Source organism: Roseateles aquae (assembly GCF_032337115.1).
Taxonomy (GTDB): domain Bacteria; phylum Pseudomonadota; class Gammaproteobacteria; order Burkholderiales; family Burkholderiaceae_C; genus Roseateles_C; species Roseateles_C aquae.
This window is the reverse complement of sequence record NZ_JAVXZY010000005.1, coordinates 341,770-364,905: the sequence shown is the minus strand read 5'-3', so window position 1 is coordinate 364,905 and position 23,136 is coordinate 341,770. Positions and strand designations below refer to the sequence as shown.

The window sequence follows — 23,136 nt, the reverse complement described above, 5'->3', positions numbered from 1 at the left end:
GCATCCACGCTCAGACATCCTCCCAAGGCTTAAGGTCCGAGCCGTCCAGGACCTTGACCTGCTGTTCAACCGCCTGCAAGCGCTCGCGACAAAGGCTGAGCAACTCGGCGCCACGCTTGTAACTGTCCAGTAATTGGTCCAGCGGCAGCTGTCCGCCCTCCATGCTGGCCACAAGCCGCTCGAGCTCGGCCAAGGCCTGCTCGTAGCTGATGGCCGCCCGCTCACTGGCGGCAGACTTGGTGGAGGTGGAAGACTTGCTCATTTCAACACGCGAAATTGCGATTGTAGTTGCCCCAAAAGGGCGAATCACGTGCTCGGCAGGCTGTCAGACCAGCGCCACAGGGTAGCGCGGCAATGAATTTGCCTTGGCGCAAAGTTGTGACTGTGCGTACGGGTACAATCCCGGGCTCGCTAGCCGTGCCCTTCTGTGCAGAACAAGGGGCGATACCCGTAAAGCGACGCCCGTGAGCCCGGTCTCGAACGCTTGTTTGGCCGGGCTTTTTGACACAAACCCTGCTCTGCACCCCCTGATGGGTGACTCGGCAGGGGGGTTGACATTGGTTTCTTGGAGACCCCTTTGGATCATGTCCGACCTGAGCCTCACTCTCTCAGCGCTTGAACGCAGCAAGACCCAGCTGCCTGTCACCTCGTACTTCGATGAGGACCTGTTCCGCCGCGAACAGGAACTGATCTTCCAGCATGGCCCGCGCTATCTCGGCCATGCGCTGGCCGTGCCCGAGATAGGCGATTACTACGCCCTGCCCCAGGAGGGCGAGGGCCGCGCCATTGTGCATAGCCGCCAGGGCCTGGAGCTGATCTCCAATATCTGCCGCCACCGCCAGGCGGTGATGCTGCGCGGCCGTGGTAACACCCAGAGCAATATCGTCTGCCCGCTGCACCGCTGGACTTACAGCCTGCAGGGCGAACTGGTCGGCGCTCCGCATTTCAAGGAAGACCCCTGCCTGCACCTGAACCGCTACAAGCTGCGTGAATGGAACGGCCTGCTGTTCGAGGACAACGGCCGTGACATCGCGGCCGAGCTGGCCCAGCTGGGTCCTCGCGCCGAGCTCGATTTCAGCGGCTATGTGCTCGACAAGGTCCATGTCCATGAGTGCGACTACAACTGGAAGACCTTTATCGAGGTCTATCTGGAGGACTATCACGTCGGCCCCTTCCACCCCGGTCTGGGTCAGTTCGTCACCTGTGAAGACCTGGCCTGGGAATTTGGCAAGCACCATTCGGTGCAGACGGTCGGTATCCACAAGGCTTTGCAGAAGCCCGGCTCGGCCGTCTACAGCAAATGGCATGAGCAGGTGCTGCAGTTCCGCGGTGGCGAGGCGCCCAAGCATGGGGCGATCTGGCTGACCCTGTACCCGCACATCATGGTGGAGTGGTACCCCCACGTGCTGGTCGTCTCCACGCTGCACCCCAAGGGCCCGCAGAAGACCACCAATATCGTCGAGTTCTACTACCCCGAGGAAATTGCCGCCTTCGAGCGCGATTTCGTCGAGGCCAACCAGGCCGCCTATATGGAGACCTGCGTCGAAGACGACGAGATCGCTCTGCGCATGGACTGGGGCCGCAAGGCCTTGATGGAGCGCGGCGACAACGAGGTCGGCCCCTATCAGGACCCGATGGAGCTCGGCATGAAGCACTTCCACGAGTGGTACCGCCGCGAGATGAAGTATTGAGGAAGTACTGACGAAGTACTGCGCCGGCACGCCCTCGCCGGCCCGATCAACCGCCCTTGGCCTTGCGCGCCATGGGCGGTTTTTTCATGGGCGAGAATGCCACCCATGCCCGCCTCGCTGCAGATGATCCTCGCCACGCTGCTGTTTTCCACCATGGGTGTGTGTGTCAAGCTGGCTTCGGCCTATTACGGCGCCGGTGAGATCGTCATGTACCGCGGCCTGATCGGCTGCCTGATGCTGGGCGGCCTGGCCTGGAAACAGGGCATCAGCCTGCGCACCGCCGTCCCGGCCATGCATTTCTGGCGCAGCCTGTCCGGGGTGATCGCGCTGTCGCTGTGGTTCTATGCGATCGGCAAGCTGCCGCTGGCCACCGCGATGACGCTGAACTACATGTCATCGGTCTGGATGGCCATGTTCCTGATCGGCGGCAGCATCATGATGGGCAGCGCGCGTGTTGATGGCCGTCTGGTCGCAGCGGTGCTGCTCGGCTTTGTTGGCGTTGCCCTGGTGCTGCGACCGACGGTGGAGCAACAGCAGGCCTGGCATGGCCTGGCCGGCCTGCTCTCAGGCATGCTGGCCGCGTTGGCCTATCTTCAGGTCACCGCACTGGGCCGGGCCGGCGAGCCCGAGATCCGTGTGGTGTTCTATTTCTCCCTTGGCGGCGTGCTTGCAGGCGCCCTGCTGGCCAGTGCCATGGACCGCATCGAGGCCCAACCCTGGCACAGCCACAGCTGGCGTGGAGCCGCATTGCTGCTGGCCGTCGGGCTGCTGGCCAGCACGGCTCAGCTCTTGATGACGCACGCCTACGCCCGTGGCAAGACGCTGGTCAATGCCAGCCTGCAGTACCTCGGCATCGTTTTCTCGGCCCTCTATGGCGTGCTGCTGTTCGCCGATCAGCTCGGCGCGGCCGCCTTGCTGGGCATGGGTCTGATCATCGTTGCAGGCATCGCAGCGACGCTGCTGCGAGCACGCAGCACGCCAATCGACAGTCAACAGCCCACCAGTGAATCATGAGCCACTACACCACCCTGATCAGTGCCAGCGACTTGCTGGCGATGGAAGCCCGTCACCAGACCGTGCTGCTGATTGACGTCAGCTTCGATCTGGCCGATACCGAGGCCGGCGAGCGCGCCCATGCGGCAGGCCACATTCCCGGCGCCCACTATCTGCATCTGGATCGCGATCTGAGCGGCGACAAGCAGGCCGCCGACGGCCACTTCCGTGGACGCCATCCGCTGCCCTCGCGGGAAGGCTTTGCCGCACGCATGGCCGAGCTGGGCCTGACGCCCGGCCGTCAGGTCGTGGCCTACGACGCCCAGGGCGGCATGTACGCGGCGCGGCTGTGGTGGATGCTGCGCTGGATTGGCCACGCCGAGGTCGCCGTGCTGGATGGCGGCGCGGCCGCCTGGACGGCCGCCGGTGGCACCCTGAGCCAGACGGCCTCGACGGCGCCAACGGCTGCTGCGCTGAGCCTGCGCGATTCGCTCGCCCTCAGCCTGGATGCCGACGCCCTGGCCGCCAGCCTGGGCAAGCTGCGCCTGGTCGATGCCCGCGCCGGCGAGCGCTTTCGCGGCGACGTCGAGCCGCTGGACCGCCGCGCCGGCCACATCCCCGGCGCCAGCAATCGCTTCTTCCGGGACAACCTGCAGCCGGACGGCCGCTTCAAGTCCGCCGAACAGCTGCGCGCCGAGTGGCTGCCGCTGCTGGCGCCCTATGCGCCGGCCGAGGTGGTGCATCAATGCGGCTCAGGCGTCACCGCCTGCCACAACCTGCTGGCCATGGAGCACGCCGGGCTGGCCGGCTCGCGGCTCTACCCGGGATCGTGGAGCGAGTGGTCGGCCGACCCTGCCCGCCCCGTGGCCTTGGGCGGAGCTTGACATAGCGCAAGACACGAGGACCATGTCAGCGCAACACTGAGCATCATCCACTGACTCAAGCTGACAGGAGGCCCTCATGTTCAAACGCATCCTCGTACCGACCGACGGTTCCGACATCACCGCCAAGGCCGTCGCCACCGCAGCCGCCATGGCCAAGCTGCATGGCGCCAAGATCTTCGCGATCAGCATCAAGGAGCCCTTCCCCTACAGCGCCGTGTCCGAAATGCAGCCGACACCGCCGCAGGAGTTCTTCGACGCCCAGGAGCGCATCGCTGCCGGCCGCCTGAAGGAGGTCGTGGCCGCTGCCGAGGCCGCTGGCGTCAGCGCCGAGGCGCACAGTGTCGAGGCCCTGCATGCCTGGGAGGCCATCATCGAGCACGCCAAGCGGGTCGAGGCCGATCTGGTCGTGATGGCCTCGCACGGCCGCCGCGGTGTCCAGGCCCTGCTGCTGGGCAGCGAAACCCAGAAGGTGCTGACGCACTCGACCATTCCGGTGCTGGTCGTGCGCTAACAGCAGCACTTCCAACGCAATACGCCCTGTGCCGATGCGGCCAGGGCGTTTTTCATTGAGTCGCGAAGCTCGCCTCAGTATCTCGCCTAAATGCCTCGCCTCAGTGGCGGCTGTTCACCGCCAGCACCACGATGCCCATGCCGGCGGCCAGCCAGAACAGCTGCAGCGCCGTCTCGCGCCAGGGCAGACGGCGCTGCAGCTGCGGGATCAGATCGGCCACTGCCACATAGACAAAGCTGCTCGACGCGGCGACGAGCAAGAAGGGAAACAGCGATTCCCAGGGCCCGACCACGAAGTAGCCCAGCACACCGCCGACCACGGCCGCCAGCCCCGACAACGCATTGAACAACAGCGCCCGGCCACGGCTGAAGCCGGCATTCAGCAGCACGATGTAGTCACCCACCTCCTGCGGAATCTCGTGCGCAATGATGGCCAGCGCCGTCACCCAGCCCAGGTGCGTGTCGGCCAGAAAGGCCGCGGCGATGATGATGCCGTCGCAGAAGTTGTGGATCGAGTCGCCCACCAGAACCGCCAGGCCACCACGGCCGGCCTGTTCCACATCGAAATGGTGGTGGTGATGGTGCCCGTCGCCTTCATGGTGATGGGTATGCCGGTACAGCTCGGCCTTCTCCAGCAGAAAGAAAAACATCAAGCCGCACAACAGCGTGAGGAACAGCGCGTGCGGGCTGGCCTTGCTCTCGAAGGCCTCGGGCAACACATGCAGCAGCGCCGTGGCCAGCAGTACCCCGGTAGACAGGCTGACCAGGTGCTTGACGATGCGCCCGAGCAACGCGACGGTCAGGCTGGCCGCGATCAACACCGACAGCAGGCCGCCGGCCAGGGTGGCCAACACGATATAGCTCAGGGTCATGCGGAGAAGAAAAAGCGCAGCCTGCGCTGCGCTCTTGTCTGAATGAGAAGCCTGCATTGTCGCAAAGCTGTCAAGCCCTCGGTGGGCCACGCCAATTGAGCCGGGCGAAGACACAAAACACCGCGACAATCGCGCCCCATGACCTTGCCGCGCACCTCTCCTCACGGCCGTGATGCCCTGGCCGCCATCGACATGGGCTCGAACAGCTTCCGGCTGGAAATCGCCCAGCTGCATCGCGGCCAGTACAAGCGCCTGCTCTACCTGAAGGACACCGTCCGCCTTGGCGCCGGCCTGGACGAGCAATGCAATCTCACCGAGGCAGCGATGCAGCGCGGCCTGGACTGCCTGCAGCGCTTTGCCGCCGAGTTGGGCGGCATGGCCCCGAACCGCGTTCGCGCGGTGGCTACACAGACGCTGCGCGAGGCGCGCAATCGCAATGCCTTTCTGGAGCGCGCCCAGGCGGCACTTGGCTACCCCATCGAAATCATCTCCGGCCGCGAAGAGGCGCGACTGATCTTTGCCGGCGTCTCGCGGCTGCAGCCCTCGGAAGCGCCGCGCCTGGTCATCGATATCGGCGGCCGCTCGACCGAGATGATTCTGGGCCAGGGCAGCCGCCCGCTGCAGGCCGAATCCTTCCAGATCGGCAGCGTCAGCATGTCGCTGCGCTACTTCGCCGACGGCCGATTCACCGCCGAGGGCCTGCGCGCCGGCCAGATCGCCGCCGGTGCCGAACTGGAAGAGGCCTTCGCGCTGTTCTCGCGCCAGAACGCCCGGCCGCGCTGGGTCGAGGCACTGGGTTCCTCGGGCACGGTCGGCGCGGTCTCGCAGGTCTTGGCCGCCTCGGGGCAGACTGACGGCAGCATCACGCCGGAAGCGCTGCGCTGGTGCATGGAACGCTGCCTGGAGGCCGGCCATGTCGAGGCGCTGAAGCTGCCCGGCTTGAAGGACGACCGCCGTGCCGTCGTCGCCGGCGGCCTGTGCATTCTCTACACGCTCTTGACCCAGTTCGGCATTGAGCGGCTGCAGCCGGCCAAGGGCGCGCTGCGCCAGGGTGTCGTGTTCGACCTGGCCGAGCGGCTGGAAGCGCAGCGCCTGGGGCTGGAAAACGGCCACGATATGCGCGACCAATCGGTGCAGGCACTGCAGCAGCGCTTCGATGTCGATCCCGAACAGGCGCAGCGCGTGCAAGCCCAGGCGCTGGCGCTGTACAAACAGCTGCTGCCACGCGCCAGCGCCGAAAGCCAACGCGAACTCGGCTGGGCGGCTGCCCTGCACGAGATCGGCATGATGGTCTCGCATCACGACCACCACCGCCACAGCGCCTACCTGCTGGCCCATGTCGATGCGGCGGGCTTCTCGCAAAGCCAGTTGCGCCGGCTCGGTGATCTGGCCCTGGGCCAGCGCGGCGGCCTGCGCAAGCTGGAAGAACAACTGAAGGATGAAGGCCTGCTCTGGCAGCTGCTGGCGCTGCGCCTGGCCGTAGTCAAATGCCATGCCCGCGAGGCGGTGGACAGCGGCGCGATGCGCTTGCGCCGCCAGGGCCGCCTGGTGCAGATCAGCCTGCCGCGCGGCTGGCTGGATGCCCATCCGCGCTCGGCCTTCCTGCTGCGTGAGGAGATCGAGGCCTGGGCACGCTTTGGTGCCGTGGCCTTGTCGCTGGCCGACTGACGCGGCGCGGCGCAACCGCCTTTACAGGCAGTCCGGCGCCTGCACCGCCTGCAGCACCACCTGCAGCTGGTCGTCGCGCAGCCGCGAGCGCAGCCACCAGACAGCGCCCTTTTTGATGCTCCATTCCAGCGGCGCGCCGCTAAGCAGCAGGGCCGCCACCTGGCCCAGCGCCGGCTGATGGCCGATCACCAGCACCGGCTCGGTCGAGCGCGGCCAGCGCGCCGCCTGAAGGATGTCGTCAGGGCTGGCATCGGGCGCCAAGGCCGGCACGATGCGGTGGTCGCGCTCCAGCGCCGCCGCCGTACGCCGGGTGCGTTCGGCCGGGCTGACCAGCACCCGCGTGCTCGCCGCCAACCGGTGGTTGAGCCAGTGCGCCATCCGCTGCGCTTGGCGCTCGCCCTTGGGCGTCAGCGTGCGGGCAAGGTCGTCACCGCCTTCTTGCAGGACCTGGGCTTCGGCATGGCGCCAGAGGATCAGATCCATGCCCGCCTCATTCCGGCTTGAAGCGCCGCACCAGCGCCTGCTGGGCGCTGATGCCGCTGTCGGAGATCCGCGTGCTGTGGCCGTCAGGGCCGAGCTGCCAGGCGTCCAGGCTGTCGTGCAGATAAGGTGTTAGCGCCTCGTCAATGACGCGCTGCCTGAGGCGGGCATCGATGACCGGCCAGGCCAGCTCGATACGCCGGAACATATTGCGACTCATCCAGTCGGCGCTCGAGAGGTAGAGCGCCTCGTCGGCATCGTCCTCGCCCCAGCGGAAATAGCTGACCCGCGAATGCTCCAGAAAGCGACCGACCACCGAGCGCACCAGGATGTTGTCAGACACACCGGGCAGCCCTGGCGGCAGCATGCAGGCGCCGCGAACGATCAGATCGATCTTGGCTCCGGCCTGGCCGGCACGCAGCAGGCCCTCGATCAGCGCGGCATCGGTCAGCGCATTGATCTTCAGCACCACCCGGGCCGGCCTGCCCTCGCGCGCCGCCGCCTCGACGCGGCCGAGGTACTCGACCATGCGCTCATGCATATTGAAAGGCGCCAGCAGCATGCGCTTGGGCAGCTTGATCTTGGACAGCGAGGCCAGCTGGCGGAACACGATGTCGGCATCGCTGCACAGCTCGCTGTCGGCGCTCAGATAGCCCAGATCGGTGTAGAGCCGGGCCGTCTTGGGGTTGTAGTTGCCGGTCGACAGGTGGACATAACGGCGCAGCTTGTTGCCCTCACGTCGCGTCACCAGCAGCATCTTGGCGTGGGTCTTGAGGCCGACGATGCCATAGACCACCTGGGCGCCCACCGCTTCCAGCCGTTCGGCCCAGTTGATATTGGCCTCTTCGTCAAAGCGTGCCTTCAGCTCGACCACGGCCAGCACTTCCTTGCCACGCCGCGCCGCCTCGATCAGCAAATCCATCAGCACCGACTGGCTGCCGGTGCGGTAGATGGTCTGCTTGATGGCCAGCACGTCCGGGTCGTCGACCGCCTCGCGCAGGAACTGCACCACCGGCTCAAAGCTTTCAAAGGGGTGGTGCAGCAGCACGTCACCCTTCTTCAGCCGATCAAACATCGACTTCTGCCGCGGCAGGCGCCCCTGCGGCCAGACCGGCTCATGCGGCGTGAAACGCATCTCCGGCGCATCGCTCTGATCGATCAGCTCATTCAGACGCACCAGATTGACGGGGCCGTTGACGCGATACAGCGCGGCCGGTGGCAGTGCGAACTGCTCCAGCAGAAAGCGCGACAGCTCTTCCGGGCAGGTGTTGACGACCTCCAGCCGCACGGCGCGGCCGAAGTGGCGCGTCGTCAGCCCGCTGCGCAGGGCATGGCGCAGATTGGCGATCTCTTCCTCGTCGACTTCCAGATCGGAGTCGCGGGTGACGCGGAACTGAGAGAACGATTCCACCTGGCGGCCGGGGAACAGCTCCTCCAGATGGGCGCGAATCACGCTGGTCAGCAGCACAAAGACCTGCTGGCCGCCGCTGATCATCGCCGGCAGCTTGATGACACGAGGCAGGACGCGCGGCACCTTGACGATGGCAATGCGGTTGTCGCGGCCGAAGGCATCCTTGCCGGACAGCTTGGCGATGAAATGCAGCGACTTGTTGGCCACCTGCGGAAAGGGGTGGGCCGGGTCCAGGCCGACCGGCACCAGCAGCGGACGCACCTCGCGCTCGAAGAACTTGGCCACCCAGCGGCGCTGCTCGTCATTGCGCTCAGCATGGTTGACGATGCGGATGGACGCCGCCTGCAAGGCTGGCATCACCTGCTCGTTGAAGATCGCGTACTGCTGATCGATCAGCGCATGGGCGGCACGGCCGACACGCTCGACGTCGCGGTTGCTGACCACGCTGTCCGGCGCGCGCGCGGCGTCCAGCATGTCGGCAAAGCGCACCTCAAAGAACTCATCCAGATTGGACGAAACGATGCAGATATAGCGCAGCCGCTCCAGCAAAGGCACATCGGCGCGTTGCGCCTGAGCCAGCACACGGCGGTTGAATTCAAGAATGGCCTGCTCACGGTTGAGCAGGGCCACGGTAGATGGGCTCATGCAACGATTCTATGAAGGGCTTGTGACACCTGCGTGACAGTTCGTCTTGCTTTATGACAGCACCATGCCGCTTTATGACAGGCTCGGTGCATCGATCAGTGCCAGGTCTTGCCCGGCATGGCGCGCCGCCTGCAGTGCCGCCCAGTCGAGGATCTCCAGGCGGCCATCGGCGTGTTCCACCAAGGCTGTCAGGCTCTCGACCCAGTCCCCGTCATTCGCGTAAAGAATGCCGTCGATCTCACGCAGCTCGGCATGGTGGATGTGCCCGCAGACGACGCCCTGCACGCCCCGCCGCCTGGCCTCGCGGGCCACCGCCTGCTCAAAGTCCGACACATAGCTGACCGCACGCTTGACCTTCAACTTCAGGTACTTGGACAGGCTCCAGTAGGGCAGACCCATGCGCGCCCGCCAGGAGTTCAGATGCCGGTTCAGCTTCAGCGTGAACTCATAGAGCGTGTCGCCGACATGGGCCAGCCACTTGGCGCACTGGATCACGCCGTCGAACAGATCGCCATGGGTGATCCAGAGCTTGCGGCCATCGGCCGTCTCATGAATCCATTCCTCGGCCACCTCGATGCCGCCAAAACTCAGCTGCAGATACTTGCGCGCGAACTCGTCGTGATTGCCCGGCACATAGATCACCCGGCAGCCCTTGCGCACCTTGCGCAAGAGCTTCTGCACCACATCGTTGTGCGCCTGCGGCCAGTACCAGCTGCGCCGCAGCTGCCAGCCATCGATGATGTCGCCGACGAGAAATAGCTGCTCACACTCGACCTCGCGCAGAAAGTCCAGCAAAGGCCCCGCCTGGCAACCGGGCGTGCCCAGATGCAGATCGGAGATCCAGACCGTGCGGTAGCGCAGCTGACCCGGCGGCGCCTCCTCATCCGGCGCCTGCGGCGTCAGATGCCATGGTGGCGGTGAGGCCAGCCCCGCCGCGGCGCGGGCCATCAGGTGGTCGTGCTGCATGGGCGCCCAGCTTCGCGCCCGGCCGTGTCGCTGCCATGGCAGCGCGATGAAGACTTGATGACCGAGGGTGTCCTCGATAATCGCGCCATGCATCTCCTGATCCCCTATGCCAGCGCGCGCAGCGACGATGGCCTTGCTGCCCTGCACGGCCTGAACACCCCCCATCTGAGCGCCCTGCTGGCCCTGATGGGCCCGCAAGCCACGGTCTACGGTGATGACGAGTACAACCCGCTGCTGCCCCATGAGCGCCTGCTCGCCGCCGAGCGCGGCCTTGATCCGGCCGCCGCCAGCCTGCCCAGCGCAGCCTGGCAGCTGGCCGACCCCGGTGATCTCGCCTGGGCACAGCTGACGCCGCTGCACCTGTCGGTGGGCAGCGATCAGGTCACCGCGCTGTCACCCGAGCTGCTGCAGCTGGACGAGGCCGAATCGCGCGCTTTCTTTGCTGCCCTCACGACCGAACTCTTCCCCAGCGCCGAAGGCTGGCGCTGCCAGTGGCGGGCGCCCAGCCTGTGGCTGATCGGGCACGAATCGCTGCAGGGCCTGGCCACCGCCAGCCTGGAGCGTGTGCTCAACCGCAACGTCGACAGCTGGATGCCCGAGGCACGGCTTTTGCGCCGGCTGCAGAACGAGTTGCAGATGCTGCTGCACGGCCACCCGCTGAACACGGCCCGCGAGGCCCGTGGTGCGCTGGTGCTGAACTCGGTCTGGATCAGCGGCTGCGGCCGCGCCGAGGGTCAGGCCTTGCCTGCCGAACTGCGTGTCGTCGATACGCTGCGCGAGCCCTGGCTGGCCGGTGACTGGGCCGCCTGGGCAGAGGCCTGGGCGGCCATCGATGCCGGCCCGCTGGCCGATCTGCATCGCGCGCTGCGCGGCGCGGCGCCCGGCACGGTGCGGCTGAGCCTGGCCGGCGAGCGACAGGCGCGCAGCTGGACCAATCAACGCCACGGTGCGCTGCAAAGGCTCTGGCACCAGCTGGCCCCACCGCGCGCCGCCGTCGCCGCACCGCTGGAGGCACTATGAACGCGCCGCAACTGCTGGTGCGCGATGTGCCGCCGCGGGCCGCCTGGGCGCTGGAACAGGCCGGCGTCTCGCCGCTTCTGGCGCGGCTGTTCGCGGCCCGCGGCGTCAGCGCCGCCGAAGAGCTGGACGACGGCCTGGGCAAGCTGCTGCCACCGGAAGGCATGAAGGGCATGGCCGCTGCCGCCGCGCTGCTGGCCGACACGCTGCAGGCCGGCGAGCGCATCTGCATCGTGGCCGACTATGACTGTGACGGCGCCACCGCCTGCGCCGTCGCACTGCGCGGCCTGGCCCTGCTCGGCGCAAAGCCGGACACCTTGCACTATGTGGTGCCCGACCGCGCCATCCACGGCTACGGGCTGACGCCGGCCATTGTCGAGCTGGCGCTGCCCTTGTCGCCCCGGCTCCTGATGACGGTGGACAACGGCATCGCCAGCATCGAGGGTGTGGCCCATGCCAAGGCGCTCGGCCTGAAGGTGCTGGTCACCGACCACCATCTGGCCGCCGTGCATGAGGGTCAGGTCTTGCTGCCCGAGGCCGATGCGCTGATCAATCCCAATCAGCCCGGCTGCGGCTTTGCCAGCAAGAACCTGGCCGGCGTCGGCGTGGCCTTCTATCTCTTGCTGGCGCTGCGCAGCGAGCTGCGCGCACGCGGTGTGTTCGACGCCAGCAGCCAGCCGCGGCTGGACGGGCTGCTGGACCTGGTGGCCCTGGGCACCGTGGCCGACGTGGTGCGGCTGGACGCCAACAACCGCCGCCTGGTCGCCCAGGGCCTGAAGCGCATGCGTGCCGGGCGCATGCAGCCCGGCATTGCCGCCTTGTTCACCGCGGCGGGGCGCGATGCCAGCCGCGCCAATGCCTTCGATCTGGGCTTTGCCCTGGGGCCGCGCATCAATGCCGCTGGCCGACTGTCGGACATGACCGTGGGCATCAGCTGCCTGATGTGCGAGGACGCGAGCCGCGCCCTGGAGCTGGCCAAGCTGCTGGACGAGATCAACCGTGAGCGTCGCGAGATCGAGGCCGATATGCGCGAGAGCGCCGAGATGCAGCTGGACCGGCTGCTGGCCAAGCTGGACGGCGAAATCCCGCCGGCGCTGGCCATCTACGACGCCGAGTTCCACGAGGGCGTGGTCGGCATCGTCGCCTCGCGGCTGAAGGATCGCCTGCACCGGCCGACCTTCGTCTTCGCCCTGGGCGCCAACGGCCAGCTGAAGGGCTCGGGCCGTTCGATTCTCGGCTTCCATCTGCGCGATGCGCTGGACCTGGTGTCCAAGCGCCAGCCGCAGCTGCTCAAGAAATTTGGTGGCCATGCGATGGCCGCAGGCTGCACGTTGGAGCCCGACGGCTTCGCGGCCTTCGATGCCGAATTCCAGCGCGTGGCCGCCGAATGGCTGGACGAACAGGCGCTGACCCGCACGCTGCGCACCGATGGCCCGCTGCCGCCGGAACAGTTCACGCCCCAGACGGTGCGCGAGCTGGACGGCCAGGTCTGGGGTCAGGCCTTTGAGGCGCCACTGTTCTGCGACGAGGTGCAGATCGTCGCCCAGCGCATCGTCGGCGAGCGGCATCTGAAGTTGCGCGTGCGCCAGGGCAGCCTGCTGCGCGACGCGATCTGGTTTGGCCACATCGACGCCCTGCCCGAACGCGGCCGCCTGGCCTACCGGCTGAGCCTGGACGAATACCAGGGCCAGCAGCGGGTGCAGATGGTGGTCGAGGCCTTCATCGCCAGCTGAAGGCCGGGCGAGGCTGTCGACAAATTAGCGAGATGGGCGGCATTCGCCCCCGCTTTTTGATGGAACGCCATGCCCAATGACTGCGCATGCTTCCGGGATCAAGGAGACATGCCCATGCTGCGCAATCTATCGATCAAGCTTCGACTCGGCCTGGCCTTCGGCCTGATGGTGATCCTGATGCTGGTCCTGGGCATAGGCGGCTGGATCGCCACCCGCACCATGCACGACGCCTTCGGTGCCTTCAACGACAAGGTCGTCAACTCGCTGCGCAGCGTCGACGAGTTGCGCTCCGGGCTGCTGACCGCGCGCCGCTACGAAAAGGACATGATCTTCGCTGCCATCGGCGTGGCGGATTTCAATCGGGCCCAGGAACGCTGGAACAGCTCCATGCGCGATGCCGACAAGGGCTTGAAGGATCTGGAGCAGCGCGTTGTTGACCCGGCGGTGCTGAAGATGCTGGCCAATATCCGCGAGAACTTCAACGCTTACCGCAGCGGCATGCAACCGGTGATGGAGCGCTTGTCCAAAGGGGATATGGCCAGCGACTTGAAGGCAGCCTGGGATGCCCCGCGCGATGCCAAGAAGTCGGTCGACGAGGCTGAAAAAGCACTCGACCAGGCGCTGACTACCGTCGACAAGTTCGTCGATATCGCCAAGACGCGCATCGACGGCGTCTACGGCACGATTTCAACCGTCATCTGGGTGGCGCTGACACTGGGCTGCGTGCTCGCGATGATGATCGCCTGGCGCATCTCGCTGTCGGTACTGATCCCGGTGCGCGAGAGCATGCGATTCACCGCCGCCGTCGAAGGCGGTGCACTGGACGAGCACCTGGATGTCATCGGGCGAGACGAGATGAGCGAGCTGGCTCACGGCCTGGTGCAGATGCAGCAGGGCTTGCGCAATATCGTGCTGCGGGTGCGCGAAACCTCGGAGTCGATCCAGGTCGCTGCTGCCGAGGTAGCCACCGGCAACCACGATCTCTCGGCCCGTACCGAACAGGCGGCGGCCAGCCTGGAAGAGACCTCCTCGGCCATGCAGCAGCTGACCGACAACGTGCGCCACAACGCCGATTCGGCCCGCCAGGCCAATCAATTGGCGGTCAGCGCCTCCGGTGTGGCCACACGCGGCGGCGAGGTCGTCGGCCAGGTGGTGTCGACGATGGACGAGATCAGCGCCAGTTCCAAGAAGATTGCCGACATCATCAGCGTCATCGACGGCATCGCATTCCAGACCAATATCCTGGCCCTGAATGCCGCCGTCGAAGCGGCACGTGCCGGCGAGCAGGGCCGCGGCTTTGCCGTCGTGGCCAGCGAGGTGCGCAGCCTGGCCCAGCGCAGCGCCGAGGCGGCCAAGGAAATCAAGACCTTGATCACCACCTCGGTGGACAAGATCGAAACCGGTGCCAGCTTGGTCCAGCAGGCCGGCACGACGATGACCGATATCGTCGCCTCGGTGCAGCGTGTCACCGACATCATGGCCGAGATCACCGCGGCGACCAATGAGCAGAGCACCAGCATTGGCGAAGTCGGCCAGGCCATCGGCAATCTGGACCAGATGACGCAGCAAAACGCCGCCCTCGTCGAGCAAGGCGCGGCGGCGGCCTCCAGCCTGAAGGACCAGGCCGTCAGCCTCACCGGCGTGATCAGCAGCTTCCGGGTCTCGCGCCAAAGCCGCTGAGGCGAAACTCGCGCCGGCGCAAAGGCCCCGCAACAGCCTGCAGCAAGGGGGCCACCTAGAATCGTGGGGTGAATCCATCCAGCCCCTCCTCCTTCAGCGCCTGCACCAACGCCGATCTGCACAGCCACTCCAAAGTGTCCGATGGGACGCTGGAGCCCGAGGCGCTGGCCGCCCGTGCCCAAGCCAATGGCGTGGAGCTGTGGGCGCTGACCGACCACGACGAGATCGGCGGCCAGCAGCGCGCCATGGATGCCGCGCTGGCGCTGGGCATCAGCTATCTGACCGGCTGCGAGATCTCGGTCAGCTTTGCCGGCCGCGTGGTGCACATCGTCGGCCTTGGTTTTGATCACCACAACGAGGCCTTGGTGGCTGGCTTGCGTGCCACCCGCGGCGGCCGCGAGGCTCGCGCCCGCGAAATGGCCGCCGGCCTGGCCCAGGTCGGCATCAAGGGCGCCTACGAGGGCGCGCTGCACTATGTCGGTAATCCCGAGCTGATTTCACGCACCCATTTCGCCCGCTTCCTCGTCGAGGCCGGGCACTGCCAGGATGTCAGCGAAGTGTTCCGCCGCTACCTGACCTTGGGCAAGCCCGGCTATGTTGAGCACCGCTGGGCGGCGCTGCGCGATGCGCTCGCCTGGATTCATGGCGCGGGCGGCATCGCCGTGATTGCCCACCCGGGCCGCTATGACTTCACGCCGACCGAGGAATACGCGCTGTTCACCGATTTCATCGGCCATGGCGGTCGTGCCGTCGAAGTGGTGACCGGCAGCCACACCGCCGCCGAGGCCGCCAAATACACCGAGACCGCGCTGGAATTCGGCCTGCTGGCTTCGCGTGGCTCTGACTTCCACAGCCCGACCGAGAGCCATACCGATCTGGGCAAGCTGCCCGATTTATCCGGCCGGCTGACGCCCGTCTGGCAAGCGCTGGATGCGCGCATTCAACGCCCGTCTTGAAGGCTGCTCCAGCCCCATCGCGGCCTCCCGCCGGGAAGCATGCCGGCCTGGGCATCGTGCTGATCCTGCTGATGGCAGCATGCTTTGCCTCGATGGACAGCACCATCCGCTTTCTCGGCGCCTATGTGCCGGTGCTCTTGATCCTCTGGGCGCGCTACAGCGTCCAGGCCCTGAGCATGGCCATCTGGCTGGCCTGGCGACGCTGGCAACGCGGCGGCCAACCGTTCCGGGCCGCCCATCCACGCTTTCAGCTGATCCGCGGCCTGCTGCTGCTGGCCACCAGCGCGATGAGCTTCTACGGTGTGCAATACCTGCCGGTGGCGGAGTTCACCGCGATCAATATGCTGACGCCGGTGGTTGTCACCCTGCTGGCCGCGCTGCTCTTGCATGAGAAGACCTCGGCCTTGCGCTGGGCACTGGTCATCGGCGGCTTTGCCGGCGCGCTGATCGTCATGCGCCCGGGCAGCGGCGTGCTGGGCTGGCCCGTGCTGTTCCCGCTGGCCGGCGCCTTCAGCTATGCCAGCTTCCAGATTCTGACCGCGCGTCTGGCCGCCCTGGAAGACCCCTTCACCACGCATTTCTACACCGGCCTGGTCGGCGCCCTGCTGCTGAGTCTGCTGCTGGCCTTGGGGCCCTGGCCGGCCACGGCGGCCCTCCCGCAGCTGGCGCCCTGGCACTGGGCCGTGCTTCTGGCCATAGGCGCGCTTGGCACGCTGGGCCACCTCTTGCTGATCCTGGCCCTGGGCCTGGCGCCAACCAGCACGCTGATGCCTTTTGTCTATGTGCAGATTGCCTTTGCCGCGGCGATTGGCTGGTTGGCCTTCGGCCATGTGCCGGACCGTTTCGCCTGGCTGGGCATGCTGGTGGTCAGCGCCTGTGGTGCCGCCTCGGCCTGGCTGAACGTGCGCCGGTCGGCCACGCACTCGCCGCTGGCTTTGGACACCAGCAGCGACTGAGCCCGCGCGGCATCCGCGCCACAGCGCGATGCTGCGGCGCGGACCACAATCGGGTCATGGCGCAATTCTTTGAAGTCCACCCGGACAACCCGCAGGTCCGCTTTCTGAAGCAAGCGGTGCAGATTCTTCACGGCGGCGGCGTGGTCGCCATCCCGACCGACTCCAGCTATGCGCTGGTCTGCCACCTGGACGACAAGGCCGCGGCCGACGCGCTGCGACGCATTCGCGGCGTCGACGACAAGCACCACCTGACCCTGCTGTGCCGCGACCTCAGCGAGTTGGCCAACTACGCGCGGGTCGACAACCGGCAGTACCGGCTGCTCAAGCTGGCAACACCTGGCCCCTTCACCTTCATCCTGCAGGCCACCAAGGAAGTGCCACGGCGCGTGTCCCATCCCTCGCGACGCACCATTGGCCTGCGCGTCCCGGACCACAAGGTGACACTGGAACTGCTTCAGCTGCTCGGCCAGCCGCTGCTGGCCACAACCTTGATACCCCCCGGTGAAACCGAGGCGCTGAACGACGCCAACGAGATTCGCGAGCGCTTTGACAATCAGCTGCAGGCCATCGTCGATGCCGGCGCCTGCCCGCTGCAGGCGACCACCATCGTCGACCTCTGCGGCGACGAGCCGGTACTGCTGCGTCAGGGCCGCGGCGATCCTGCAACACTGGGCCTGAGCATCGAATGAACAGGCGGAACTTGTACCGCCTTTCCGACGCCTCAGGCGCTAAAGTTGGCTGGCATCCTGCCGAAGTGATTGTGCAGTGAGGCCTAACGCTGTACCGTGCCGCTGGAGCGGTGGATGCATGCGTTGGGCGTCTGTCTGAATACCGCTTCTTTGATGAGGGGCCGAGCATGAGCCTTTTGACCCGCTTGCGAATCAGCCAGCGTCTTGCCCTGAGCTATGGGCTACTCATCGTCCTGCTGATAATCATCGGCAGCTACGGCGCATCCAGCGCCAATCGTCTGTCCAAGGACCTGGATACGACGGCCAATCTGAGCCTGGTAAAGATCGCCGCGGCCAATTCGCTGGAGGGTCAGGTCAATGTCATTGCCCGCGCCTCCCGCGATCTGCTGCTGCTCGACGAAGCCGGCCAGATCAAGAAACAGAAGGCCGCCATCGACAACGCGCTGCAGGAAAGCGAGAAGCAACTCGCCAGCCTGGAGGGCAAGATCGACGGCAGCAAGGAAACCGAGTTGATTGGCCAGGTCAAGGAGCGTCAGGCCAAGTTCTTTGCCTCGGTCGTTAAGTTCCGCAAGATTCAGGTCGATGGCAGCCCCGATGAAGCCCGTGAGAGTCTGATCACCGACGTGCGCCCCGCCCAGCAGGCTTATCAAGAGGGCTTGAAGGGGCTGGTCGACTTGCAGTTCGAAAGTGCCCATGATCTGGCCAGCGCCGGCGGTGAGGTGGCCAAGACATCGGTCGTCGTCACTGTCGTATTGGTCATCGTCGCGGTCGCCCTGGGCGGCGGCGGCGGCCTGCTGATCTCGCGCTCCATCGTGGGTCCGGTTCATACAGCGCGTGCGGCAGCAGAGTCGATCAGCAATGGTGATCTGACCCATGACATTCGCGCCGATGGCACCGACGAGCTCGGCCAAATGTTGCAAGCCATGCTTGAAATGCAGACGGCACTACGTGGCGTGGTCAGCAGCGTCAGCTCCGCAGCCAGCGAAGTCGCGCAGAACTCACAGCAGATTGCCGGTGGCAACAACGATCTGGCCGACCGCACGGCCCGTTCGGCCTCCAGCCTGCAGACCACGGCAGCCTCGGTCGAGGAAATCGCTGCCAATCTCAGCGGTGCCAGCGAGTTGACCCGCAAGGCCGCCAGCATCGCCGGCAAGGCGCGTCAATCGGCCTCGGCCGGCGGCAATGCTGTGGCGCAGGTGGTCGCCACAATGCAGGACATCAGTGCCAGCTCCAAGAAAATTGGCGACATCATCGGCGTCATCGATGGCATCGCCTTCCAGACCAATATCCTGGCGTTGAATGCAGCGGTGGAAGCGGCCCGTGCCGGCGAGCACGGCAAGGGCTTCGCGGTGGTCGCTTCCGAAGTGCGCGCCCTCGCTTCACGGGCTGCCTCGGCCGCCAAGGAAATCAAGGTGTTGATCCAGGAGTCGACCGTCAAGGTGGAGCAAGGCACTGGCCTGGTCAACAACGCCGGGCAGACCATCCACAGCGTCGTCGACGAGGTCAACAATATGGGCCAGCTGATCGAGGAAATCTCCCACTCGGCCCAGGAACAGGCCATGGGCGTGGGTGTTGTCAACAACGCGATGAACGAGTTGGACCGCAGCACTCAGCAAAATGCCAGCCTGGTCAGCGAACTGACCCGCTCAACGGAAGCGCTGACCGGTAGTTCTTCGCGCCTGCTCGAAGCCGTCGGCTTCTTCCGCACCGGCCATCACTGAAACTACAGCTTCTTCACGGAGGAAAGACAATGAGCCCATTCCAGAGCGCTTCGTCTGTGTCGCAATGGACGCGTCGCGTGCTGCTGCTGTGCTGTGCAGCCCTGTTCGCGATTGCCGTGCAGGCTTCGCCCAAGGTCGTCAAGAAGGTGCCGCCCGAGTTCCCGCGTGAGGCCACCCAGCGCGGCGTGTCAGCCGGCTCGGTGAAGGCCAAGCTGAGCATTGATGCCGAAGGCAAGGTGACCGAAGTGTCCATCATGGAATCGGAACCACCGCGCGTCTTCGACAGAGCCGTTACGCGCGCGCTGATGGAGTGGCGTTTTGAAGGCAACGGCGAAAAGCAAACCCACGAAGTCAAACTCGTCTTCAAGGCAGAGGATTGAGACGGGACCGAAGGCAAGCCCTGCGGCTTGCCTGACGCCCGGCGAAAGCCTGCTGGCCTGCAAGCCGGCAGGCATGAGGCGCGACCGAGAACAGGCCCTGCGGCCTGTTCGACGCCTTGCGAAAGCTGAGCGGCTTGCAAGCCGCTCGGCATGAGCTGCGACCGAAGGCAAGCCCTGCGGCTTGCCTGACGCCCGGCGAAAGCCTGCTGGCCTGCAAGCCGGCAGGCATGAGGCGCGACCGAGAACAGGCCCTGCGGCCTGTTCGACGCCTTGCGAGAGCTGAGCGGCTTGCAAGCGCGGGCCGAAGCGTCAAAACCCATGCAAATGCCAAGTCGTCTGGCGCCTCCTTGCCCCGGATGACCTCGTGCATGAGCTTGAGCGCGGCCTAGCCATCGAGCATCGCTGCCAGCCGCGACGCGTCCCAGCCCGACAAGACCTGACCCCGCAAAACAAAGGTCGGCGTGCCCACCGCTTGCAAGCGGCGAAACAAGGCCTCGCAATTCGGCTCTTTGCCGATGTCGCACTCGCTGTAGGGAACCCGTTCGGCATCAAGCCAGCGACGCGCGCGCAAACAGACCGCACAGTCCGCGCTGCTCAACATCAGCAAGTCTGCTGGCTGCAAATGTGCGGCGCGCAGTCGCTCCGCCGCCTGTGCGCCACGCCAATGCCCAAGGCCGGCGACAGCGCCGCTCAGCGCCACAACCAGAATGCCCAGCGGCAACAGTTGCCGCCAGCGGCCAGGCTTGCTCAATGATTCGTCCATCCAGCCATCGTAGGGCCAGACGGCATGCTGCGACGGCTTACTGTGGCACGCGATAGTCCGCACTTCCCATCAGGTCAATGCCGCAATCCAGCCGCTCGGCCCAGTCGATGAACTGAGCCACCGCTGGCCCAGCCATCGGCGCACCGTGCTGCGGCACGATCATTGATATTTCCAGCCCACGTACCATCTGGGCCCACAGCCGCAGCACCTTGTTGCTGACCATATAGCGGCGATGGAAGCCTTCCATCCGCGGCAGGTGCTTGGCCAGATCGGTGACCGGTTTTTCCGGATTCAGATCATGGCCGATTGAAGCGCCAAGGTCGCCGGAAAATAGGATTTTGCTGACCGGGTCATAGAACTGGAAGTTGCCTTCTGCGTGCAGGAAATGCGCCGGCAAGGCCAGCAACTCGAAGCTGCTGGGCCCCTCGCCCAGACGCAGCCGCGCCCCAGCGTCCGCAATGCCGACGATGCGGCCGGCGGTCTTGCCGGGCTTGCAGAAATGCGGCGCAAAGCGCTCCCAGATGCGCGAGATGTAGACCGGCGCCGTCGTCGCGGTCATCCAGCGGTCCAGCGAGGCGATGATGTCCGGATCGGCGTGAGAGGCCAGGATGGCGGCCAGCTTGTGCGGCGCGAAATGCTGGGTCATGCCCAGATAGAGTTCGTTGTAGGCCAGATTGCCGCCCGGATCGAGGATGGCACCGGTGTCGCCATTGACGAGCAGGAACTGGTTCGACTGCACCGCCTCGTCTTCTTCCAGGCTGAGTTTGGAAAACATCAGGCAGACATGGCTGTCGCGGCGGAACAGTTCGATCGGCATTGGAATCACTCCCTCCAGGCTTTGATGCCGCACTCTAGGCCGAGCTCCGCAGCGTCGGCTTGAGGCATATCAAGCACGCCCAAATTCCGCTCGGGCAAGACCTGACCCCAAAGACACTGCCCATCACGCACAAGCCCTGTTGACAGCTTCGATTACAAGCGTAATCATTGCTGAACATTTACAAGCGTAAACGAAACACCATGACAAGCATCAGCGATGCAGAGACACAGGTCATGCAGATCCTCTGGGATCGGCATCCCCTCACCAGCGAAGAGATCGCTGCCGACCTGTCCGACAAGCAGGACTGGCAATTGGCCACGATCAAGACCCTGATCAACCGCCTCTTGAACAAGGGCGTGATCCACGCCGAAAAAGACGGCCGCCGTTACCTCTACAGCCCGCTGCTCAGCCGCGCCGATTGGCAGGCCAGTCAGGGCCTGGGCCTGTTGGACAAGTTGTTCGGTGGCAGCCTGGCGCCGCTGGTGGCGCAGTTTTCATCGCAGCGCCGGCTCAGCCCGTCCGACCTCGCAGCGCTGAAGCAGTTGATCAAGGACTATGACAATGAATGATCGCCTGCCCCTGCTCTGGCCCCTGCTGCTGCAGTGCAGCCTGTGGTTCAGCGTGGCCGTGCTCGCTGTGGTGGTACTGCGGCTGGCTTGCCGCCGCTGGCTGGGCGCCGGCGCCGCCTATGCCTGCTGGCTGCTGCTGCCCGCGCTGCTGCTGGCGCGCAGCCTGCCGAGCCCGCTCCCTGCGGTGCCTGCCGTTCAGCCGGTACTGGGTTTCACTCAGCAACAGGTACAGCGACTCGCACCCACCGAGCCGACCCATTCGTCTCGCACGAGCAGCCCGACGCCGACAATCCTCAGCCTCCTATGGCTCGCCGGTAGTTTGGGGCTTTTGGGCGCCGCGACCTGGCAGCAGTGGCGACTGAGCCGCCGCGCCAGCCCTTCGAGCGACGAACACTCGCCGCTGCGACTCCCGGCGGGCTGCAGCCCGGCGCTGCTGGGCCTGTGGCGCCCGCGTCTGGCCCTCCCGCGGGATTTCGAACAGCGCTTCAATGCTGCTGAGCAGCGGCTGATCCTCGCCCATGAAGCGGTGCATGCACAACGCCATGACAACGCCTGGAATCTGCTCGCCCTGCTGCTGCTGGCCTTGCAATGGTGCAATCCGTTAGCCTGGTGGGCCTGGGCACGGCTGCGCGCTGACCAGGAGTTGGCCTGCGACGCCGCGGTGCTGGGCCCTCTTCCAGCCACCGAACTAGCCGTCTATGCGCAGGCGCTGCTGAAAGCCGAGCAGGCCGAGGCCATGCCGAGCCTGAGTGGCGCCTGGATGCGTCGCCACCCTGCCATCGAGCGAATGCGCTGGCTGCAGCGACACCGCCATGATCAGGCGCGCCGCACGGCGTCACGTATCACGCTGTTCATCAGCCTGTTGCTGGGTACAGGCGTGGGACTGGCCAGTCAGCCTGACGGTCCAGACACCGGAACAGGCAAGGGTGCCGCCAGCAAAGCTGACCAGCTGGCCTTGGTCAGCATAGGACTGCCGGACGGCCGACAGCTCAGTCTGCAAACCCGCATGGTCTTGCCCGCCAAGCTTGCCAGCGATGCCGGCTACAGCCTGACGCAGACTCGCATCAATGCGCAGCAACTCGGTAGCGAGGGCTGGTGTCTTGAACTCAGCACTCGGCACCATCATGACGGCGCGGTGCAGCGCCTGGCCCAGTTGCTGGATGGCGCTTGCCAGCTGCCCCGCAGTGCGCCCGAGAGGCTGCGCGCGTCCGCCACGGACTTGCCGGTGCTGGACACCCACGGTCGTCGCCTCAGCCTGCGAATCGCCCTGCGCGATGCAGGCGCTAGTCCGCCCTTCCCCTATAGCGACGCACAAATCGCTGCGGCGCGCACGTTGGCGGCCGAACTCAGAGCGCCGATACGCCTGGAATTGAGCTTGTCTGATGGCGCGCGGACGCTTGGATCGCCCACGGTACAGGTCCAATCCGGCGCGCTCGCGGAACTCGATATCGAACCGGACCAGGACCACACCCAGACGCGCTGGCACCTTTCGCTGCGCCCGACCCCTCTGCCGGACGGCATGCTGCTGCTGGAATTGGAGCTTCAGCAGCCCGGCGAAGCGCCCTTGCACACCCGACTGCTCATGGCCGACAGCCAGCGCGCCAGCCTCGAAACCAGCGGCCCCGACGGTCAGCGCAAACTCAAGCTGGAGGTGCTGAGCAAGCAGCTCAGCCCACGCAGCGAAGCCAGACCCGAGCTCGCTGCAAAGGCGATCTGACAGGCAAGAAAAAAGCGC

22 protein-coding genes are annotated in these 23,136 nt (G+C 65.8%); 15 read left to right on the top strand and 7 right to left on the bottom strand.

Going from position 1 to position 23,136, the window contains the following annotated elements:
* Positions 1 to 10: 10 nt before the first annotated feature.
* Positions 11 to 262 carry an exodeoxyribonuclease VII small subunit gene (locus RQP53_RS14585; protein ID WP_315651097.1) on the bottom strand — a complete coding sequence of 84 codons (252 nt, stop codon included), beginning with the start codon at positions 260 to 262 and terminating at the stop codon, positions 11 to 13.
* Between the two features lie 322 nt (positions 263 to 584).
* Here RQP53_RS14585 and RQP53_RS14580 point away from each other — a divergent pair, with 322 nt between their 5' ends.
* The 4 genes from RQP53_RS14580 to RQP53_RS14565 all read left to right on the top strand — a co-directional run bounded on the left by RQP53_RS14580 (position 585) and on the right by RQP53_RS14565 (position 4,079).
* On the top strand, positions 585 to 1,691 hold the full coding sequence (locus tag RQP53_RS14580) for an aromatic ring-hydroxylating oxygenase subunit alpha (protein ID WP_315651096.1): 1,107 nt from the start codon (positions 585 to 587) through the stop codon (positions 1,689 to 1,691).
* 105 nt (positions 1,692 to 1,796) lie between these two features.
* Positions 1,797 to 2,705, top strand: a complete 909-nt coding sequence (locus RQP53_RS14575; protein WP_315651095.1) for a DMT family transporter — start codon at positions 1,797 to 1,799, stop codon at positions 2,703 to 2,705.
* Positions 2,702 to 3,568: a sulfurtransferase gene (locus tag RQP53_RS14570; RefSeq protein WP_315651093.1), complete on the top strand. Its 867-nt coding sequence runs from the start codon at positions 2,702 to 2,704 to the stop codon at positions 3,566 to 3,568. The genes RQP53_RS14575 and RQP53_RS14570 overlap by 4 nt, the downstream gene beginning before the upstream one ends.
* 76 nt (positions 3,569 to 3,644) lie before the next feature.
* Positions 3,645 to 4,079: a universal stress protein gene (locus RQP53_RS14565; protein ID WP_315651092.1), complete on the top strand. Its 435-nt coding sequence runs from the start codon at positions 3,645 to 3,647 to the stop codon at positions 4,077 to 4,079.
* Positions 4,080 to 4,179: 100 nt separating this feature from the next.
* Here the strand turns inward: RQP53_RS14565 and RQP53_RS14560 are convergent, their stop codons facing one another.
* On the bottom strand, positions 4,180 to 4,950 hold the full coding sequence (locus RQP53_RS14560; RefSeq protein WP_315651091.1) for a ZIP family metal transporter: 771 nt from the start codon (positions 4,948 to 4,950) through the stop codon (positions 4,180 to 4,182).
* A gap of 138 nt (positions 4,951 to 5,088) precedes the next feature.
* Here RQP53_RS14560 and RQP53_RS14555 point away from each other — a divergent pair, with 138 nt between their 5' ends.
* Complete coding sequence (locus RQP53_RS14555) at positions 5,089 to 6,618, top strand: Ppx/GppA phosphatase family protein (RefSeq protein ID WP_315651090.1); 1,530 nt, start codon at positions 5,089 to 5,091, stop codon at positions 6,616 to 6,618.
* Between the two features lie 21 nt (positions 6,619 to 6,639).
* Here RQP53_RS14555 and RQP53_RS14550 read toward each other — a convergent pair whose 3' ends face one another.
* From RQP53_RS14550 to RQP53_RS14540, 3 genes are all read right to left on the bottom strand, one after another.
* Positions 6,640 to 7,101: a SixA phosphatase family protein gene (locus RQP53_RS14550; RefSeq protein WP_315651088.1), complete on the bottom strand. Its 462-nt coding sequence runs from the start codon at positions 7,099 to 7,101 to the stop codon at positions 6,640 to 6,642.
* Positions 7,102 to 7,108: 7 nt separating this feature from the next.
* Positions 7,109 to 9,154, bottom strand: coding sequence for a polyphosphate kinase 1 (ppk1, locus tag RQP53_RS14545; RefSeq protein ID WP_315651087.1), 2,046 nt, complete (start codon positions 9,152 to 9,154; stop codon positions 7,109 to 7,111).
* Positions 9,155 to 9,226: 72 nt separating this feature from the next.
* Positions 9,227 to 10,120, bottom strand: coding sequence for a UDP-2,3-diacylglucosamine diphosphatase (locus RQP53_RS14540; protein ID WP_434064092.1), 894 nt, complete (start codon positions 10,118 to 10,120; stop codon positions 9,227 to 9,229).
* 87 nt (positions 10,121 to 10,207) lie between these two features.
* Between RQP53_RS14540 and RQP53_RS14535 the strand changes: the two genes are divergently transcribed.
* The 8 genes from RQP53_RS14535 to RQP53_RS14500 all read left to right on the top strand — a co-directional run bounded on the left by RQP53_RS14535 (position 10,208) and on the right by RQP53_RS14500 (position 19,252).
* Positions 10,208 to 11,140, top strand: coding sequence for a hypothetical protein (locus RQP53_RS14535; RefSeq protein WP_315651085.1), 933 nt, complete (start codon positions 10,208 to 10,210; stop codon positions 11,138 to 11,140).
* Entirely contained in the window at positions 11,137 to 12,870 is a 1,734-nt protein-coding gene (recJ, locus tag RQP53_RS14530) for a single-stranded-DNA-specific exonuclease RecJ (RefSeq protein WP_315651083.1), read from the top strand. The genes RQP53_RS14535 and recJ overlap by 4 nt, the downstream gene beginning before the upstream one ends.
* A 114-nt stretch (positions 12,871 to 12,984) precedes the next feature.
* Complete coding sequence (locus RQP53_RS14525; protein WP_315651082.1) at positions 12,985 to 14,550, top strand: methyl-accepting chemotaxis protein; 1,566 nt, start codon at positions 12,985 to 12,987, stop codon at positions 14,548 to 14,550.
* Positions 14,551 to 14,618: 68 nt separating this feature from the next.
* Positions 14,619 to 15,506 (top strand): 3',5'-nucleoside bisphosphate phosphatase, encoded by an 888-nt coding sequence (locus tag RQP53_RS14520; protein WP_315651081.1) that lies wholly within the window; start codon positions 14,619 to 14,621, stop codon positions 15,504 to 15,506.
* 56 nt (positions 15,507 to 15,562) lie between these two features.
* On the top strand, positions 15,563 to 16,462 hold the full coding sequence (locus tag RQP53_RS14515; RefSeq protein WP_315651161.1) for a DMT family transporter: 900 nt from the start codon (positions 15,563 to 15,565) through the stop codon (positions 16,460 to 16,462).
* A 56-nt stretch (positions 16,463 to 16,518) separates the two neighbouring features.
* Entirely contained in the window at positions 16,519 to 17,151 is a 633-nt protein-coding gene (locus RQP53_RS14510; protein WP_315651080.1) for an L-threonylcarbamoyladenylate synthase, read from the top strand.
* A gap of 167 nt (positions 17,152 to 17,318) precedes the next feature.
* Positions 17,319 to 18,872 carry a methyl-accepting chemotaxis protein gene (locus RQP53_RS14505; RefSeq protein ID WP_315651079.1) on the top strand — a complete coding sequence of 518 codons (1,554 nt, stop codon included), beginning with the start codon at positions 17,319 to 17,321 and terminating at the stop codon, positions 18,870 to 18,872.
* 29 nt (positions 18,873 to 18,901) lie between these two features.
* Positions 18,902 to 19,252: an energy transducer TonB gene (locus RQP53_RS14500; RefSeq protein WP_315651078.1), complete on the top strand. Its 351-nt coding sequence runs from the start codon at positions 18,902 to 18,904 to the stop codon at positions 19,250 to 19,252.
* Positions 19,253 to 19,637: 385 nt separating this feature from the next.
* Here the strand turns inward: RQP53_RS14500 and RQP53_RS14495 are convergent, their stop codons facing one another.
* Positions 19,638 to 20,015 carry a glutaredoxin family protein gene (locus RQP53_RS14495; protein WP_315651077.1) on the bottom strand — a complete coding sequence of 126 codons (378 nt, stop codon included), beginning with the start codon at positions 20,013 to 20,015 and terminating at the stop codon, positions 19,638 to 19,640.
* 37 nt (positions 20,016 to 20,052) lie between these two features.
* A complete protein-coding gene (locus tag RQP53_RS14490) occupies positions 20,053 to 20,832 on the bottom strand; it encodes an oxygen-binding di-iron domain-containing protein (RefSeq protein ID WP_315651076.1) in 780 nt (259 codons plus the stop codon).
* Positions 20,833 to 21,032: 200 nt separating this feature from the next.
* Here RQP53_RS14490 and RQP53_RS14485 point away from each other — a divergent pair, with 200 nt between their 5' ends.
* On the top strand, positions 21,033 to 21,401 hold the full coding sequence (locus RQP53_RS14485; RefSeq protein ID WP_315651074.1) for a BlaI/MecI/CopY family transcriptional regulator: 369 nt from the start codon (positions 21,033 to 21,035) through the stop codon (positions 21,399 to 21,401).
* Entirely contained in the window at positions 21,394 to 23,118 is a 1,725-nt protein-coding gene (locus RQP53_RS14480; protein WP_315651073.1) for a M56 family metallopeptidase, read from the top strand. Before RQP53_RS14485 ends, RQP53_RS14480 begins: the two co-directional genes overlap by 8 nt.
* The last annotated feature ends 18 nt before the right edge of the window (positions 23,119 to 23,136 follow it).

Coding starts and splice junctions, on each gene's coding strand:
- recJ (WP_315651083.1), top strand. CDS start 11,137: ATGAACGCGCCGCAACTGCTGGTGCGCGATGTGCCGCCGCGGGCCGCC.
- RQP53_RS14490 (WP_315651076.1), bottom strand. CDS start 20,832: ATGCCGATCGAACTGTTCCGCCGCGACAGCCATGTCTGCCTGATGTTT.
- RQP53_RS14565 (WP_315651092.1), top strand. CDS start 3,645: ATGTTCAAACGCATCCTCGTACCGACCGACGGTTCCGACATCACCGCC.
- RQP53_RS14495 (WP_315651077.1), bottom strand. CDS start 20,015: ATGGACGAATCATTGAGCAAGCCTGGCCGCTGGCGGCAACTGTTGCCG.
- RQP53_RS14550 (WP_315651088.1), bottom strand. CDS start 7,101: ATGGATCTGATCCTCTGGCGCCATGCCGAAGCCCAGGTCCTGCAAGAA.
- ppk1 (WP_315651087.1), bottom strand. CDS start 9,154: ATGAGCCCATCTACCGTGGCCCTGCTCAACCGTGAGCAGGCCATTCTT.
- RQP53_RS14510 (WP_315651080.1), top strand. CDS start 16,519: ATGGCGCAATTCTTTGAAGTCCACCCGGACAACCCGCAGGTCCGCTTT.
- RQP53_RS14480 (WP_315651073.1), top strand. CDS start 21,394: ATGAATGATCGCCTGCCCCTGCTCTGGCCCCTGCTGCTGCAGTGCAGC.
- RQP53_RS14555 (WP_315651090.1), top strand. CDS start 5,089: ATGACCTTGCCGCGCACCTCTCCTCACGGCCGTGATGCCCTGGCCGCC.
- RQP53_RS14560 (WP_315651091.1), bottom strand. CDS start 4,950: ATGACCCTGAGCTATATCGTGTTGGCCACCCTGGCCGGCGGCCTGCTG.
- RQP53_RS14500 (WP_315651078.1), top strand. CDS start 18,902: ATGAGCCCATTCCAGAGCGCTTCGTCTGTGTCGCAATGGACGCGTCGC.
- RQP53_RS14485 (WP_315651074.1), top strand. CDS start 21,033: ATGACAAGCATCAGCGATGCAGAGACACAGGTCATGCAGATCCTCTGG.
- RQP53_RS14525 (WP_315651082.1), top strand. CDS start 12,985: ATGCTGCGCAATCTATCGATCAAGCTTCGACTCGGCCTGGCCTTCGGC.
- RQP53_RS14585 (WP_315651097.1), bottom strand. CDS start 262: ATGAGCAAGTCTTCCACCTCCACCAAGTCTGCCGCCAGTGAGCGGGCG.
- RQP53_RS14535 (WP_315651085.1), top strand. CDS start 10,208: ATGCATCTCCTGATCCCCTATGCCAGCGCGCGCAGCGACGATGGCCTT.
- RQP53_RS14570 (WP_315651093.1), top strand. CDS start 2,702: ATGAGCCACTACACCACCCTGATCAGTGCCAGCGACTTGCTGGCGATG.
- RQP53_RS14580 (WP_315651096.1), top strand. CDS start 585: ATGTCCGACCTGAGCCTCACTCTCTCAGCGCTTGAACGCAGCAAGACC.
- RQP53_RS14575 (WP_315651095.1), top strand. CDS start 1,797: ATGCCCGCCTCGCTGCAGATGATCCTCGCCACGCTGCTGTTTTCCACC.
- RQP53_RS14505 (WP_315651079.1), top strand. CDS start 17,319: ATGAGCCTTTTGACCCGCTTGCGAATCAGCCAGCGTCTTGCCCTGAGC.
- RQP53_RS14540 (WP_434064092.1), bottom strand. CDS start 10,120: ATGCAGCACGACCACCTGATGGCCCGCGCCGCGGCGGGGCTGGCCTCA.